The sequence below is a fragment of the Nocardioides sp. genome, assembly GCF_025965415.1.
In the GTDB taxonomy this organism is placed as follows: Bacteria; Actinomycetota; Actinomycetes; order Propionibacteriales; family Nocardioidaceae; genus Nocardioides.
The window spans coordinates 1-15,141 of record NZ_JAOPWY010000077.1; the positions used below are offsets into that span (position 1 = coordinate 1).

The 15,141-nt window shown below is 73.0% G+C and carries 12 protein-coding genes; 4 read left to right on the plus strand and 8 right to left on the minus strand.

Annotated elements, in window-relative coordinates; genetic code table 11:
• A partial coding sequence (locus JWN97_RS08095) for a BTAD domain-containing putative transcriptional regulator (RefSeq protein WP_297621133.1) occupies positions 1-975 on the minus strand: 975 nt, incomplete at its 3' end.
• 247 nt (positions 976-1,222) lie between these two features.
• Here JWN97_RS08095 and JWN97_RS08100 point away from each other — a divergent pair.
• The 4 genes from JWN97_RS08100 to JWN97_RS08115 all read left to right on the plus strand — a co-directional run bounded on the left by JWN97_RS08100 (position 1,223) and on the right by JWN97_RS08115 (position 4,918).
• A complete protein-coding gene (locus JWN97_RS08100) occupies positions 1,223-1,420 on the plus strand; it encodes a hypothetical protein (RefSeq protein ID WP_297621136.1) in 198 nt (65 codons plus the stop codon).
• An 88-nt stretch (positions 1,421-1,508) separates the two neighbouring features.
• Positions 1,509-1,721: a hypothetical protein gene (locus JWN97_RS08105; protein WP_297621138.1), complete on the plus strand. Its 213-nt coding sequence runs from the start codon at positions 1,509-1,511 to the stop codon at positions 1,719-1,721.
• Positions 1,722-1,796: 75 nt separating this feature from the next.
• Positions 1,797-4,097 (plus strand): MinD/ParA family protein, encoded by a 2,301-nt coding sequence (locus JWN97_RS08110; protein ID WP_297621141.1) that lies wholly within the window; start codon positions 1,797-1,799, stop codon positions 4,095-4,097.
• Entirely contained in the window at positions 4,094-4,918 is an 825-nt protein-coding gene (locus JWN97_RS08115) for a hypothetical protein (RefSeq protein WP_297621144.1), read from the plus strand. Before JWN97_RS08110 ends, JWN97_RS08115 begins: the two co-directional genes overlap by 4 nt.
• Before the next feature lie 18 nt (positions 4,919-4,936).
• On the opposite strand, the gene JWN97_RS08120 is transcribed toward JWN97_RS08115, so the two are convergent.
• The 7 genes from JWN97_RS08120 to JWN97_RS08150 all read right to left on the minus strand — a co-directional run bounded on the left by JWN97_RS08120 (position 4,937) and on the right by JWN97_RS08150 (position 15,080).
• Positions 4,937-7,564, minus strand: a complete 2,628-nt coding sequence (locus tag JWN97_RS08120; RefSeq protein ID WP_297621147.1) for an ABC transporter permease — start codon at positions 7,562-7,564, stop codon at positions 4,937-4,939.
• The gene (locus JWN97_RS08125; RefSeq protein WP_297621150.1) at positions 7,561-8,280 is read right to left on the minus strand and encodes an ABC transporter ATP-binding protein; all 720 of its coding nucleotides are present in this window, start codon (positions 8,278-8,280) and stop codon (positions 7,561-7,563) included. The genes JWN97_RS08120 and JWN97_RS08125 overlap by 4 nt, the downstream gene beginning before the upstream one ends.
• Positions 8,277-8,897 carry a PadR family transcriptional regulator gene (locus JWN97_RS08130; protein WP_297621152.1) on the minus strand — a complete coding sequence of 207 codons (621 nt, stop codon included), beginning with the start codon at positions 8,895-8,897 and terminating at the stop codon, positions 8,277-8,279. The genes JWN97_RS08125 and JWN97_RS08130 overlap by 4 nt, the downstream gene beginning before the upstream one ends.
• Positions 8,898-9,047: 150 nt before the next feature.
• Positions 9,048-10,598 (minus strand): hypothetical protein, encoded by a 1,551-nt coding sequence (locus JWN97_RS08135; protein ID WP_297621157.1) that lies wholly within the window; start codon positions 10,596-10,598, stop codon positions 9,048-9,050.
• Positions 10,582-11,286, minus strand: a complete 705-nt coding sequence (locus JWN97_RS08140; RefSeq protein WP_297621159.1) for an ABC transporter ATP-binding protein — start codon at positions 11,284-11,286, stop codon at positions 10,582-10,584. Before JWN97_RS08140 ends, JWN97_RS08135 begins: the two co-directional genes overlap by 17 nt.
• Before the next feature lie 155 nt (positions 11,287-11,441).
• Complete coding sequence (locus JWN97_RS08145; RefSeq protein ID WP_297621162.1) at positions 11,442-13,664, minus strand: 3-hydroxyacyl-CoA dehydrogenase NAD-binding domain-containing protein; 2,223 nt, start codon at positions 13,662-13,664, stop codon at positions 11,442-11,444.
• Between the two features lie 204 nt (positions 13,665-13,868).
• Positions 13,869-15,080, minus strand: coding sequence for an acetyl-CoA C-acetyltransferase (locus JWN97_RS08150; RefSeq protein ID WP_297621165.1), 1,212 nt, complete (start codon positions 15,078-15,080; stop codon positions 13,869-13,871).
• Positions 15,081-15,141 lie beyond the last annotated feature (61 nt).

A 15,141-nucleotide genomic window follows, 5' to 3' on the forward strand; every position in this document is an offset into this window, starting at 1 on the left:
GAGCGCGACGGCCAAGGCCACCCCCGCGGCGCCCACCAGCACGGCGCGCACCCGGCGTACGCCCCTGGTCGGCCCGCCGTCGAGCCACTCGTCCAGGCCCATCGCCGGGGCCAACGGCGGGGGAGGCTCGGGCACGAGATCCTGCGGCAGGCGGGGCCTCGGCACGCGGAGCTCCGGCGCACGCTCCGCTGCGGGTTCCTCGGCGTCGGGCATCCGAGCCGGCGTCACGACGGCCTGCGGCGACGCGCGGCGCGGGTCGTCGAGCAACGGCTCGACCAGTGCCCGGATCCGGTCGGGCGGGGCGAGTCCGAGCTCCTCGCCCATGACCGCGCCATAGCGCTGGAGCTCGTGCAGGGCGCTCGCCACGTCACCCCTGCCGAGGTGGCCCCGGATCGACAGCTCGCGCGGCAGCTCGCGCAGCGGCTCGATCGCGCTGACGACCCCGGCGGCGTCGACGGCCAGGGAGAAGTCGCCCCGCTCCAGCCCCGCCCGCGAGATCCGTTCCAGGGCCTCGACGCGCAGCTGCTCGAGCAGCACCCGCTCGTCCACGACCCAGTCGTCGAACCATCCCGGGAGGAGCTGCGGCCCGCGCAGGGCGTCGTGGAGCTCGTGCGCGACGGCGTCGCTCATCGGCAGCCGGCTCAGCCCGGCGGCGCGGCGCAGGTCGTCCACGTCCACGCGGACCCCCGGATCCAGGGCCACGGTGAGCCGGTCCGCGACCAGCACCCCGGCGCACCTGGTCCGGCACTGCCGGACGGCCCGCCGCAGGCTGCCCAGTGCGTGCTCGTCGGTGCTGTCGGCCCACAGGACGCTGGCGACCTGTGCCCGGACGGTGAGGTCGGTCAGGCCGAGCAGTGCGACCAGCCGCTGCTCGCGGTGCCCGAGCTCGACCTCCGCACCGTCGACGATCAGCTGCCAGCCCCCGAGCAGGCGCAGGCACACCGGGGCAACGGCAACGGCCGTGTGCTCGGTCATGCGGCACCTCCCCCGAGGAGACCAAGCCCCCAGCAGCAGCGGCCGGGGCGAGCTTCTCAACTTTTGAGCGTCCTCCTCCGCACTCCGAACCGGAAGACCAGGTGCCGACATCCGCCGAAATTCGCCTCTCGGGTCTAGACCGCGGCACCGCGAGACGGCGAGATCACGTCGGTGTCACGCAGGAGTCACGGCGCACCGCGTCCACTGCTCCGGCACGCCATCGCGCACAGGGGGGAGGTGAATCACCATGCGCAACGCTCTTTCGATCACCGAGCTCGAGTCCGAGCACACCGAGCTGCTCCCGACCCGGGAGACGCTCACCTTCGGCAACACCAACTGGGCCTCCATCTACGCGTCGAACTCGTCGCTGGCCCTCAACGCCGCCTCGCTGGCCTCCATGGCCAACAGCGCCGCGGTGCAGACCATCGTCGTCACGCAGGGCTGATGCTCCAGGCCGTGGCCCCACCGCGGGGGGCCACGCGCACCGTCCGGCCGCAGGGCCGGTGCCGACTCAGGAAAGGGGGTGAACCGGAATGCTCCGACGACCAGCCCTCACGGCGGCCGACCTCGACGCAGAGGTGGCCGTAGCGCTGCCGACGCGGGAGACGATGAGCTGCCAGTTCGCGTGCGTCAACGTGGCCAACGTCATCGGCGTCAACCTCGCCATCTCCGTCAATGCCGCCACGATCAACTCACAGGCCAACGCGGTGGCGATGCAGTACCTCGCCTCCGTCAACATGCCGTGATCCCGATCGGCGGCGGGTGTGTTTGCTCTGGCGCACCCGCCGTCCAAGAACTCGACTCCAGAGCACACCAGAGCGATGAACAACACCCAGACCGCACACCACACGCACGTCCCATCGGGAGCCACCGGGCCGCGATGGCGACGGGCCCTGGGCCTGCAGTTCCTGGGTCCGGTCCAGGGGTCGGGTCTGCGCGACCCGTCGTACCTGGTCCGGAGGATCGACGACCAGGTGGTCCAGCTCTCCGAGCTCCTCCACCTGGTCGTCGTCCATGCCGACCCGCCGCGGTCGTCCGCGGAGGTCGCCGACGCCGTCAGCGCGGCGTACGGCCGGACCCTCACCGTCGAGGGCGTCGAGCACCTGATCGCCACGCGGCTCGAGCCGCTGGGACTGGTCGTCGCCGCCGAGGCCGAGGAGCCGCGAAGCCCGGCCCGGGCCCGCCCCCTGCTGGCACTGACGTTGAAGGCCACCCTCGTCCCGGCACGCCGCACCCGGGTGCTCGCCGCGGCGCTGGCCCCGCTGTTCTGGCCGCCGCTCGTCCTCGCCGCGCTGGCCGCGCTGGTGACCGCCGACGTCCTGCTGGTGGCCGGCGGCGGGTTCTGGCGGGCCGTGTCGGAGGTGTTCGCCACGCCCACGACGGCGCTGGTCATCTACGCCCTGCTCATCGCCTCCGCCCTGGTGCACGAGCTCGGCCACGCTGCTGCCTGCCGCTACGGCGGCGCCGACCCCGGCGAGATCGGCGTCGGCGTCTACCTCGTCTTCCCGGCGTTCTACACCGACGTCACCGACTCCTACCGCCTCGGCCGCGGTGGCCGCGTGCGCACCGACCTCGGCGGCCTCTACTTCAACGTCCTGACCGTGCTCGCCCTGGTCGGCGCCCACCTCGCCACCGGGAGCGGGCTGCTGCTGCTCACCGCGCTGACCCTGCAGCTCCAGATGCTCCAGCAGCTGATCCCGGTGGTGCGATTCGACGGCTACTTCGTCCTTTCGGACCTGGCCGGGGTGCCGGACCTGTTCTCCCGGGTCGGGCCGGTGCTGCGGAGCCTGCGGCCCGGTCAGCCCGTCGACCCGCGGGTGAGCGAGCTGCGCCCGGCGGCACGACGCCTGGTCACCGCGTGGGTGCTCATGGTGGTGCCGGTGCTGTCCGCCGCCGTCGTCTGGTTCGTGTGGGTCCTGCCGGAGTTCGTCCGCCGCGGTCGCGAGGGGATCGGGCTCCAGCAGCTGGTCTTCGACCTCGCCTGGCAGCGCCGCGACTGGCCGGCGATGGCCCTGGCGGTCGTCTCGATCGCCCTGCTGCTGGTGCCACTGGCCGGCATCGCCGTCGTCCTGTGGCGCCTGGTCGCGACCCTGACCGACGTCGTACGACGCCGGGTCGCGGCCCTCGTCCGGATCCAGGAGGAGCGCATGGACGCCACCGCCGAACCCCCGCCCCCGACGACGCGCCCGGTGCTGTCGGCGGCCGACTTCACCGACGCGATCATGTACGCCCCCCGCGTCCCGCCGCCCCGGCAGGGCTGGCGCCGCGCGGTCTACCACGGCACCGGCCACGTCGTGAACCCCGGCCCGAGCGCGACCGAGCAGCGCCGCCACGAGCTCGAGCGCCGGCTGCGCACCCCCATCCAGGGGTCTCGGCGCGTGGTGGTGCTGAGCCGCAAGGGCGGCGTCGGCAAGACCACGATCGCGCTGGCGCTGGGCAGCACCTTCGCGATGCTGCGCGGCGACCGGGTGGTCGCCGTCGACGCCAACCCGGACGCCGGCAACCTGGCCCACCGGGTGGCGCCGCCCCACGACCGCACGATCACCGACGTCCTGCGCGACCTCGCCGACATCACCAGCTATGCCGCGTTGCGGGGCTACACCTCCCAGGCCCTCGAGTCACGCCTGGAGGTGCTCGCCTCCGACGACGACCCACGCATCGGCATGGCCCTCGACCGGGACGACTACCACCGGCTCGTCGGGCTGCTCGACCACTTCTACAACCTGATCCTGCTCGACACCGGGACCGGCATCCTCGACAGCGCCAACCAGGGGCTGCTCGCCGAGGCCGACCAGATCGTGCTCGTCGTCCGCGCCGGCCTCGACGGCGGGCGGGCCGGGGCGCTGACCCTGGACTGGATGGACGAGCACGGTTTCGGCGACCTGGTCTCGCGGGCCGTCGTCGTCGTCAACGCCCAGCGCCACGGCGCCGCACCGCCGGACCTGATGCGACGTCACTTCGAGAAACGATGCCAACGCGTGGTCACCGTCCCCTGGGACGGCGCCCTCGAGCAAGGAGCCCTGACCGACATGTCGTCCCTCCACCGCAGGACCCGCGACAGCCTCGTCGACATCGCAGCCGCGGTCGCCGACAACTTCGTGCGGATGGCGGCACGACCGTGACCCCCCGGACGCTCGTGGCCCCGGTCGTCGCGGCTGCGGTCGTGCTGGTCGCGACAGTCGCGGGCTCCTCGCCGGCCGCGCGCTTCCACGGCCGCGGCGGTGACCTCGACCTGCTGGCGAGCGCACACCCGACGGGGGCCCAGCAGCTCGTGGCCGACCAGGCGTACGACGTCCAGGCCAGGTGGCGCGGCACCGACGTGGCTGCCGACACGGGTGCGCTGACGTCGAGCACCTGCGACAGCTGCTCGGGGGAGAGCGTCTCCCTCCACGTCGTGTACGCCGACCGGGCCGGACGTGCGCGTCTCGACAACGTCGCGGACGCCTGGGTCCAGGAGTGCCGCTCCTGCGTGGCCACCGCGCTGTCCGTGCAGATCGTGGTGCTGCGCGGGCGACCGACGACGGTGCCCAACAACCGGGCCGTGTCGACGACCGCCGCGTGCAACGGGTGCAGTGCCGCCGCCCTCGCGTTCCAGGTCGTGCTCGTCGACGACGACGCGGTGCCGATGAGCGACGCCGACCTGGACGAGCTGCGGGCCTGGGTCGAGGTGCAGGCGACGGACCTGCGCACGTCGGTGCTGGGTCCCTTCGGCACGCTCCCGGTCCCGGTGCCCGACCCGACGCCCACACTGGAGCCGACCCCGACGACGGAGCCCACGCCGACCACCGAGCCGACCCCGACACCCGCACCTCCTCTCGGGACCCGGACCAGTGACCGTCGTGCCCGGCGCGACGCGGCGTCCGCGCTGGCCGGGCTGCAGATGCTCCTCACCAACGCCCTCGACGCCCGCGCCGTGGCCACCGATGTGGAGGTCAGCCGCTGAGGTGATCGTCCGTGCGCGTCAGTCCAGCCGGGCCACCAACGGCAACCGGGAGCGCGCGGTCAGCCCCACGACCGCGGCGGTCAGGAGCGGGAGCGCCACGACGATGACCACGATCAGCAGCCACGGGATCGCGAGGTAGGGCCCGCTGTCGCTGGATCCGGTCAGCGGCCGGGAGATCGCGATGCCGGGGATGAAGCCGACACCCGCCCCCAGGAGGGCGCCGACGAACCCGATGACGAGGGCGTACGCCGCTGCGACCCGGCGCCGGGTCCGCGGTGCCGCGCCGATGGCCGACAACGTCGCGAGGTCGGGTCGCGCGTCGGACAGGGCGAGGAAGGTCGCGGTCAGGGTGCCGCCGAGCATCAGCACACCGCCCAGTGCACCGAGCACGAGCAGGATGATCAGCGCCTCGTCGGGGCGCTGGTAGCCGCGCTCGACGTAGAGGTAGGTGCCGTCCGCCACCCCCTGCACCGCTTCCTTGATCCGGGTCTCGGCGGCGCGGTCGAGGTCGCCGGTCAGGCGCAGGCCGGTGGTGCCGACCTCGAGCCCGATCTCGTCGGCCAGCGCGGTCGGGACCACGGCAGAGGTCGGCGCGGCGCCGAGCTCCTGCTGGTCCCAGGCCACGAGCTGCGCCGGCACCACGTCCGTCGCGGTGGACTCAGGCTCCGTGCCGTCGACGGTCCACGTCTCCTGCCGGATGGTCACCTCCGCCGCGCCCTCGGCATCGGCGGTGAGCACCACCGCACGCCCGGCGGCGAGGGCCTCGTCCGCGGCGGCGGCGGTCGCCGGGTCCAGGCCGAGCTGGTCGACGGCGTCGGCGACGGTGATCTGCTGGCCGTACGTCCTCAGGGAGTAGACGGACTCCTGCAGCTCGCGCGGCACTTCGACGTAGGTCGAGGTGTAGCCGTCGGGGTCGTAGACGTCGGACGGCCCGCGCAGCGTGCCGACGTCGACCTCCGGCGCCGCCACCCGCACCGCCTCCTGGATCCGGTTCCACGTCGCAGCGGTGTCGGGCGCCTCCTCGCCGGGCAGGACGTCGGGCCCCCAGGAGACGAAGCCGGTGCCCATCTGCGCCTGCGGCGTGTAGGTCCGCTCGTTCTCCAGCTCGTCGCTGGCGTTGGCGATGCCGAGCGCGACGACACCGGCCACGGTCGCGGCGACGGCGGCCACGGCCGGCACCGTCCGGGTGCGGTGCCGCGCAGCGTCGCGGGCGGCGTACCTCGCGGTCAGGGGCAGCCGACCGGACACGCGAGCCACCGCGGACACCACGACCGGGACCACCAGGATCATGCCGAGCACCGACACCACGGCCGAGACGGCGATCCAGAGCGCGCCGTTGCCGCTGTCGGAGGCGACGGCGCCGTACGCCGACGTCGCGATGCCGACGCCGAGCAGGACCAGGCCGACGACGGGCGTCGAGGCGCGCGGACGGCGGTCGCCGCGCCGTCCGGCCAGCACCGCGACGACGTCCTGGCGGCTGGCCAGCCACGCCGGCACGAGCGAGGCGAGCAGCGCGGACACGAGGCCGAAGGCGGCGATGGCGGCGAGGTAGGGCCAGGGCATCTCGAACGGGCCGAACCACTCGCCCTGGAAGAGCTGGACCACCGGCAGCAGCGCCCAGCCGCCGAGGATGCCGAGCACGAGTCCCGCGGCAGAGGCGACCAGGCCGAGGACGACGCCGCTGGCGAGGATCACCCGACGCGCCTGGGCGGGGGTCCCCCCGGATGCGGCGATCAGCGCGAGGGTCCGCGCGTGCCGCCGGGCGCCGACAGCGAAGGCCGGGCCCGCGAGCAGGACGACCTCGATCAGCGCCATCACGACGATCAGGGTGACGATCGCGAGCAGCTCGTTGCGGCCCGTGTCGTAGCCCATCTGCTCGGCCATCGACGCGACGTCGGGCGGGTCGGCCAACACCGCGCGCGACGTCACGATGCCACCGACCTCGTTGAGGTCGCGGACCTGCGACCACGAGACGGGGCCGGCGTCGACCAGCCACTCGCGGACGTTGGTGGAGCCGCTCGGGAGGTCGTCGAGCGCGCCGAGGACGACGGGGGTGGTGCGCGCCGTGGCGTCGCGTCCGGATCCGACGATCCGCAGGGTGGAGCCGTTGACCTCCAGCTCGTCGCCCACGGCGAAGCCCTTGTCGAGCATCGCGCTGTTGACCACCACATCACCTGCGGCCTCCGGCAGGTGGCCGTCCGTCAGGTCGAAGAGGCCCCGGGCGAGGGGGTCCGAGAGGTCGATGCCGGTGGTCGAGAAGTCGATGACCCGGTCACCGAGCCGGGCGCGTGACCAGCCTGTGGCGACGGGGAGGAGCCGGGCGTCCACGCCCAGTGCCGTGCGTACGTCGTCCGCGGAGAAGGGGTTCTCGTAGTCGGCCTCGCCCAGGTAGGCCCATTCCCCGTCGGTCGGATCGGGGGCCTGCACGACCTGGCCGCGACCCTCGGTGCGGATGCGCGCGTCCGCCGTCCCGAGGGCGCGGTCGGCCCCCTCGATGCCGCTGACCTCGGCGGTCTTGATGATCACCGCCGCCGCGCTGACGGCGAGCACGGGCAGGCTGATCATGACGAGCACGAGGATGCTGCGGCCCTTGTGGCGCAGCGCGTCGCGCCAGGCGATGAGCAGTGCCGGGCGCCAGCCGGTCATGCGGGGTCCCCGGCGAGCAGCTCCTCGGGCTCGTCGGCGCCGGTCTCGTCCACGACGACGCCGTCGCGCAGGAAGACGACGCGGTCGGCCCAGGCGGCGTGCCGCGCCTCGTGGGTCACCATCACGCCGGCCGCGCCCGCGTCGCAGCGCGCACGCAGCAGGCGCAGGATCTCCTCGCCGGTGTCGGTGTCGAGGGCACCGGTCGGCTCGTCGGCCAGGATCAGCCGGCGCTCGCCGACGATGGCGCGGGCGATGGCCACGCGCTGCTGCTGGCCGCCCGACATCTCGTCGGGGAACCGGTCGGCGAGGTCGGCGATGCCGACCTCCTCGAGGGCGGTGAGCGCCAGGCGGCGGGCGACCTTGCCCTTCTCGCCGTCGAGCTCGCGCGGGAGGGCGACGTTCTCGGCGGCGGTGAGCGCGGGGATCAGGTTGAAGTCCTGGAACACGTAGCCCACCGACGTACGCCGGATGCGCGCGCGCCCGGCGTTGTCGAGGGACGCGAGGTCGGTGCCCTCGATCCAGACCGAGCCCGACGTCGGGGCGTCGAGGCCGCCGGCGAGGGTGAGCAGGGTGGACTTGCCGGAGCCGGAGGGACCCATGACCGCCACGAGCTCGCCGGGGTGGGCGCGGAAGGTGACGCTGCGCAGGGCGTGGACCTCGGTGGCGCCCTCGCCGTGGACGCGGGAGACGGCGGCAAGGTGGAGGACGGCGTTCATCGCGCTCCCCCGTCGTGGGCGGGCATCGCTCGCTCGGCCGCCGCCCGGCGCAGGCGCGCCTCGCAGTGGTCGAGCCAGCGCACCTCCGCCTCGGCGTCGAAGACGAGCGAGTCGAGGACCAGGCTCCAGGCCAGGTCCGCGGGGTCCTGCGGGGCGGCGGCGCGACCGGTGCGCTTGAGGCGGGTGTAGTCCTGGAGCGCGGACATGGTGGCGCTGCGCTGGCGCTGGATGATCGTGCCGACGTCGACGCCCGGCAGGGTCACCGCGATGGCGAGCTTGATCGCCAGCTCGTCGCGCGGGGGCTGGGTGCGAGGCACCGGGGTGGCGAACCACTCCGACACCTCGCCCCGTCCGGCCTCGGTGGCGCGATAGCTGACATGCGTCCGGTCGGACCCGAGCGGCTCGCCGACACCCCCGTGCCCGGCGTGCACGCTCGCTGCCTCCTCGACGACGACCTCGACCAGCCCGTCACGCTCGAGCCGGGTGAGGGTCGTGTAGACCTGCCCGATGTTGAGCGGCCAGGTCTCCCCCGTGCGCTGCTCGAACTCCGCGCGCAGCTGGTAGCCGTACATCGGCCCCTGCTCGAGGATCGCCAGCATGGCCTGTCGGATCGACATCCGCGCCTCCGTGATCGGTCCATCGCCTCCGTGGTCGATGGATACCGGGTATGTATACCACGTATGCATCGCGGTAGTCCGCATCAGATGACTCCCCCGAGCGGGCCGCTGAGGAGCTTCTTGATGCGGACTACGCCGGCGGGGAGCAGGTCAGACCGCGGCAACGGTCAGCACGACCCGCGCCCGCTCGTCCGGCGCGAGCCAGCGGCGCCGGGCGCGGCGGAGCCTCAGGAGCGACCACGCCCAGAACGGCACGGCCACGACCGGGGGCAGCCACGCCCACGGCAGGGCCGCGATGCCGGTGAAGAACATGCCGGTCAGCGGGGTCACGAGCGAGAGCTTGCCGGCGTACGCGGCCATGGCGGCGTGCGGTGCCGGGGTGGCGCGCGGCGAGGCCAGGTCGACGGCGTACGGCGAGCGCATCGACCACGTCATCACGATCGCGAGGACCTGCACGAGCACCACGGACCAGCACACCGCGACCGTGACGCCGGTGACGAGCGGCGGCAGGCCGTTGCGCAGCAGGGCCAGCACCACGGTGACACCGGAGACCATGGTCATGCACTCGGCGACGACCAGCGCGCGTACGTCGAACACGTCGGCGTCGGAGACCGGCAGGGTCTCGCGCCAGACCATGCCCTTGCCGTCGAGGCACCAGGCGTTCACGCCGAAGAGCAGGGCGGCACCGCTCGCGGTCAGGCCGGGGAGCAGCATGACCGAGCTCCACTGCAGCCCCGCGACGAGCGCGATCAGGCCGGGGCCCATGCCCAGCACCAGCAGGCCGCGGCGCATGCCGACCGAGCGCCACACCGAGCCGCGGTCGAGGCGGCGCAGCAGCGCGCGGTCCGGCGAGCCCCACCGGGGTGCGGGTGCGTGCCGCGCCTCGTGCACGCCGGACTCGACACGCAGCTCCTCGCGAGGCGGCTGGCCGAGCGCCCAGCCGGCCGGGAGCGCGCCGACCACGACGGCGAGCACGGCCACGGCCAGAAGGACGGCGGCGGCCACCGGCCAGCGCGAGGTCTGCATGGTCTCGGTGAGCCATGTCGTCGGCAGCGCTCCCACCACCGGGATGAGCAGGCCCGCGAGGTGGAGAGCACCGAGGGCGACGACCACCAGGCCGGACGCGACGCGGACCACTACGACCCCGTGAGCTGTCCGCCGCGTGCCCTCGACTGCCCAGCCGATCGCCTGGCCGACGGCCGTGGCGGCGAGCATCCAGGCGAGCACGACGAGGTGGGCGCCGAGGAGCCGGTCAGGCGAGGTGACGAGGGCGGTGATCGCCAGCAGCCCCCAGAGCTGGACCAGCCAGGCCAGGTTGAGCGGCGCGAGGGCCAGGGCACCGAGGTGCTCGGTGACCGGGCTGATCGGGTGGATCGCGGCCTCGCTGCGCGACATCAGCTCGCGGCCACCGCCGCTGCCCATCGCGGCGCTCACGGCCAGCAGCAGGAAGCCGACGAAGGCCGCGCCGAGGTTGCCCCGGAGGCCGCCGACCGCCCGGTCGAGCGTCTCCGACCCGAACGCGTCGACGTCGACGGTGGCCGGGCCGAGGGCGAAGGCGGCGGTGAGGAGCAGGACGACGACCAAACCGGTCGCCGCGGCACGGCGACGTCGTACGGTCCGGGCGCGGAACGCGACGAGGTGGGCGGTGTCGCGCGCGGCCTCGACCCAGCCGTGGGCCCAGCTGTCAGTCGAGGAGGGCACGGTAGGTCTCACCGGTGAGGTCGACCGCCTCCATCGCGGCGACGCGGTTGCCGCCGCGCAGCACGATGGCGGTGCCGCAGGCCTCCAGCGCGAGGTCGCGCAGGTGGGTGGAGAGCAGGACGCAGGCGCCGCGGGCCCGCGCGTCGGCGACGACCTCGAGGGTGGCCTCGACGCCCAGCGGGTCGACGCCGTCGAAGGGCTCGTCGAGGAGCAGGACGGCCGGCTCGTGCAGCGCGGCCAGGACGACGCTGAGCCGACGGCTCATGCCGTGGCTGAACCCACCCACGACCCGGTGCGCTACGTCACCGAGCTCGAAGCGCTCCAGCAGGTCGCGGCCGCGGTCCTCCCACTCGTCCATGCGACGCAGACGCGCGCTGAGCTGCAGGTGCTCCCACGGCGTGGCCCGCGGGACCAGCCCGCCCACGTCGGGGCAGTAACCGACGACCCGCTTCACGCCGAGCGCGTCGGTGGCGGCGTCGTGGCCGCCGACGGTCACCTCGCCGGCGGTCGGCGGCACCACGCCCGCGAGGACCTTCATGGTCGTCGACTTGCCGGCCCCGTTGCGTCCGAGCAGCGCGGTCGCCTGGCCGCTGACGGCGCTCAGGTCGACGCCCGACACGGCCTCGACGTCGCCGAAGCGCACGTGGAGGTCGCGGACGACGACGGCGGGAGAAGGGGGCTGGCTCACCGCCCCATTCTCGCCGAGCTGACGCCTGTGCACACAGCAAACGGCCCGAGTTGACGCTTGTGCACGCCACGGGCCGTGCACAAGCGTCAGCTCGGCACCGTTGTCGCGTGCACAGGCGTCAGCTCGGCGCGTGTTCCGTGTGCACAAGCGTCAGGTCAGGCGGGGAAGGACTCACCCTTCGCCGCCAGCTCGCGGAGGTACGCCGTCGGGCGGAAGCGCTCGCCGTAGGCCTCGGCCAGCTCGTCGGCGCGCGCCAGGAAGGCGTCGAGGCCGACCGGGCCGACACCGTGGCCGGTCTCGTCGAGCGCCTGCCAGCCGGTCATGAACTGGGCGGCGCCGCCGGTGAGCGCCGGGAAGCCGATGCCCATGATCGAGCCGATGTTGGCCGCGGCGGCGGAGGTGATGACGCCCTCCTCGAAGCACTTCGCGGTCTCGAGCGCCTCGATGAAGAGCATCCGGTCGCGGATGTCGCGGATCGGGACCTGCTGCTCGGCGACCGGGAAGGTCTCGGCGAGGCCGGACCACAGCGTCGTACGACGACCGTTGTCGTCGTAGTCGTAGAAGCCCGCGCCCTTGAGCCGCGACGGCCTGCCGAGGCCGATCATCGTCGCGATGACCTCGCCGGCCGGGTAGTCACCCAGGTCGATCCCGTCGCGCGCCGCGGCCTCCTCGGTGGCCGTGCGGATCTTGGCCATCAGCTCCATGTTGAGCTCGTCGCTGATCTGCAGCGGCCCGACGGGGAAGCCGGCCGACGTCGCGGCCCGCTCCAGCGAGACCGGGTGCACGCCCTCGGCGAGCATCGTCAGGCCCTCGTTGATCTGGGTGCCGATGACGCGCGAGGTGTAGAAGCCGCGCGAGTCGTTGACGACGATCGGCGTCTTGCGGATCTGCTGCACGACGTCGTACGCCTTGGCCAACGCCTCGTCGGACGTCTCCGCACCGCGGATGATCTCGACGAGCGGCATCTTGTCGACGGGGCTGAAGAAGTGCAGACCGATGAAGTCGGCGGGACGGTCGATGCCCTCGGCCAGCTCGGTGATCGGCAGGGTGGAGGTGTTGGAGCACAGCAGCGCGTCGGCGTCGACGTACGGCGTCACCTCGGCGAACACCTTGGCCTTGAGGGCCGGGTCCTCGAAGACGGCCTCGATGACGAGGTCGCAGCCGGCGAGGTCCTCGGGCGACGCGGTCGGGGTGATCCGGCCGAGCAGCTCGTCGGCCTTCTCCGACGTCAGCTTGCCGCGCTCGACACCCTTGGCGTTGAGCTTCGCGGTGTAGGCCTTGCCCTTCTCGGCCGCCTCCAGCGAGACGTCCTTGAGCACGACCTGCATGCCGGCGCGGGCGCACGAGTAGGCGATCCCGGCGCCCATCATCCCGGCGCCGAGCACGCCGACCTTGGTGGCCTGCCAGCGCTCGATGCCCTGGGGGCGGAGCGAGCCGGAGTTGATCGCCTGGAGGTCGAAGAAGAAGGCCTGGATCATGTTCTTGGCCTGCTGGTTGACCACCAGGTTGGTGAAGTAGCGGCTCTCGATGCGCGAGGCGGTGTCGAAGTCGACCTGCGCGCCCTCGACGGCGGCGCTCATGATCGCGCGCGGCGCGGGGTAGACCGCGCCCTTGGTCTGCTTGCGCAGCAGCGCCGGGAAGGCCGGCAGGAACTGCGCCAGCGCCGGGGTCCTCGGGGTGCCGCCGGGCATCTTGTAGCCGGCGCGGTCCCAGGGGTTCTTCGCCGCGTCCTCGTCGCCGCGGTGCTCGAGGATCCACGCCTTCGCGGCAGGCACGAGCTCCTCGCGGGTCGGCAGCACCTCGTCGATGAGGCCCTTGACCAGCGCGCCCTGCGGGTCGAACTGGGTGCCCGGCATGAGGACGTCCATCAGCGCGGACTGCAGTCCCAGCATGCGTACGACGCGGGTGACGCCGCCGCCGCCGGGCAACAGGCCGAGCGTGGACTCGGGCAGGCCGATCTTGACCGAGCGGTCGTCGACCGCGATGCGGCGGTTGGCCGCGAGGGCGATCTCGAGGCCCCCGCCGAGGGCGGCGCCGTTGATCGCCGCGACGACCGGGCGCGGGAAGGTCTCGAGCCTGCGCAGGCTGGCCTTCACGGCCTCGCCCATCGCGAAGATCTCGTCGGCGTCGTCGGGCGTGGCCGTGACCATGCTCTTGAGGTTGCCGCCGGCGAAGAAGGTCTTCTTCGCGCTCGCCAGGACGACGCCGGTGACCTCGTCCTGCTCGTCGTACAACCGCTGGACGGCGGCCTCCATCGACCTCAGGTAGAGCTCGTTCATGGTGTTGGCGCTGGCGGTCGGGTCGTCGAGGGTCAGCGTGACGATGCCGTCGGCGTCGCGGTCGTAGCGGACGGCGGTCTGGGTGTCGGTGTCAGTCATGGAAGAGGTCCTTTGCGTTCTCTCGCCCGCTGGTTGAGCAGGCGCGCCAGCGCCGTGTCGAAACCAAGGGGCTCTGAAGTTGGGGATGCGTGTCCATTGGTCGGGTTTCGACACGCGGGTCACGGCTTCGCAGGCTCACCCGTGCCGCTTGCTCAACCACCGATGGATTGCGAAGATCGTCGGCGCTCGTCAGGCGCTCCGCGCCTAGACGAGCTCGACGATCGTCGCAATCCCCATCCCGCCGCCGACGCAGAGCGTGGCGAGGCCGCGCTTGAGGTCGCGGCGGGCGAGCTCGTCGACGAGGGTGCCGAGGATCATCGCGCCGGTGGCGCCGAGCGGGTGGCCCATCGCGATGGCACCCCCGTTGACGTTGGTGACGTCGTGGGTGATCCCCATGTCGCGCATGAAACGCATCGCGACGGCGGCGAAGGCCTCGTTGATCTCCCACAGGTCGATGTCGTCGACCTCGAGGCCGGCGCGCGCCAGCGCCTTGCGGGCGGCCGGGGCCGGACCGGTGAGCATGATCGTCGGGTCGGCGCCGGAGACGGCGGTCGAGATGATGCGCGCGCGCGGCGTCAGGCCGAGCGAGGCGCCGACCTCCTCGGTGCCGATCGCCATCAGCGCGGCACCGTCGACGATGCCCGAGGAGTTGCCTGCGTGGTGGACGTGGTCGATCGCGGGGATCCAGTGGTACTTCTCCAGCGCCACGTCGTCGAAGCCCGCGTCCTTGCCGATCCCGGCGAACGACGGCTTGAGGCCGGCGAGGCCCTCGACCGAGGTGTCGGGCCGCACGGTCTCGTCACGGTCGAGCACGGTGACGCCGCTGAGGTCCTTGACCGGGACGACCGCGCCGTCGAAGTAGCCGTTGGCCCACGCCTTCGCGGCGCGGTGGTGGGACTCGGCGGCGTAGGCGTCGACGTCCTGGCGGTTCCAGCCCTCGATCGTGGCGATCAGGTCGGCGCCGATGCCCTGCGGCACGAAGCCGGTCTGGAGCGCGGTGGCCGGGTCCATCGCCCAGGCGCCGCCGTCGCTGCCCATCGGCACGCGCGACATCGACTCCACGCCGCCGGCGATGATGAGGTCCTCGAAGCCCGAGCGCACGCGCTGCGCGGCCTGGTTGACGGCCTCGAGGCCCGAGGCGCAGAAGCGGTTGAGCTGCACGCCGGCCACGGTCTCGGGATAGCCGGCCTTGAGGGCGGCGGTCTTGGCGATGTCGCCGCCCTGGTCGCCGATGGGGGTCACCACGCCCAGCACCACGTCGTCGACACGCGACGGGTCCAGGTCGGGATTGCGGGTCTTGAGCTCGTCAAGGAGTCCGACGACCAGGTCCACGGGCTTGACCTCGTGGAGCGAACCGACGGCCTTGCCGCGGCCGCGCGGAGTGCGGATGTGGTCGTAGACGAATGCTTCTGCCATGCCTGCGATTGTGACACCATTACTGTCACAGTCCAACAGGTGTGTTCGGCGTCACCTCAGC

Coding starts and splice junctions, on each gene's coding strand:
- JWN97_RS08100 (WP_297621136.1), top strand. CDS start 1,223: ATGCGCAACGCTCTTTCGATCACCGAGCTCGAGTCCGAGCACACCGAG.
- JWN97_RS08105 (WP_297621138.1), top strand. CDS start 1,509: ATGCTCCGACGACCAGCCCTCACGGCGGCCGACCTCGACGCAGAGGTG.
- JWN97_RS08110 (WP_297621141.1), top strand. CDS start 1,797: ATGAACAACACCCAGACCGCACACCACACGCACGTCCCATCGGGAGCC.
- JWN97_RS08120 (WP_297621147.1), bottom strand. CDS start 7,564: ATGACCGGCTGGCGCCCGGCACTGCTCATCGCCTGGCGCGACGCGCTG.
- JWN97_RS08125 (WP_297621150.1), bottom strand. CDS start 8,280: ATGAACGCCGTCCTCCACCTTGCCGCCGTCTCCCGCGTCCACGGCGAG.
- JWN97_RS08130 (WP_297621152.1), bottom strand. CDS start 8,897: ATGTCGATCCGACAGGCCATGCTGGCGATCCTCGAGCAGGGGCCGATG.
- JWN97_RS08145 (WP_297621162.1), bottom strand. CDS start 13,664: ATGACTGACACCGACACCCAGACCGCCGTCCGCTACGACCGCGACGCC.
- JWN97_RS08150 (WP_297621165.1), bottom strand. CDS start 15,080: ATGGCAGAAGCATTCGTCTACGACCACATCCGCACTCCGCGCGGCCGC.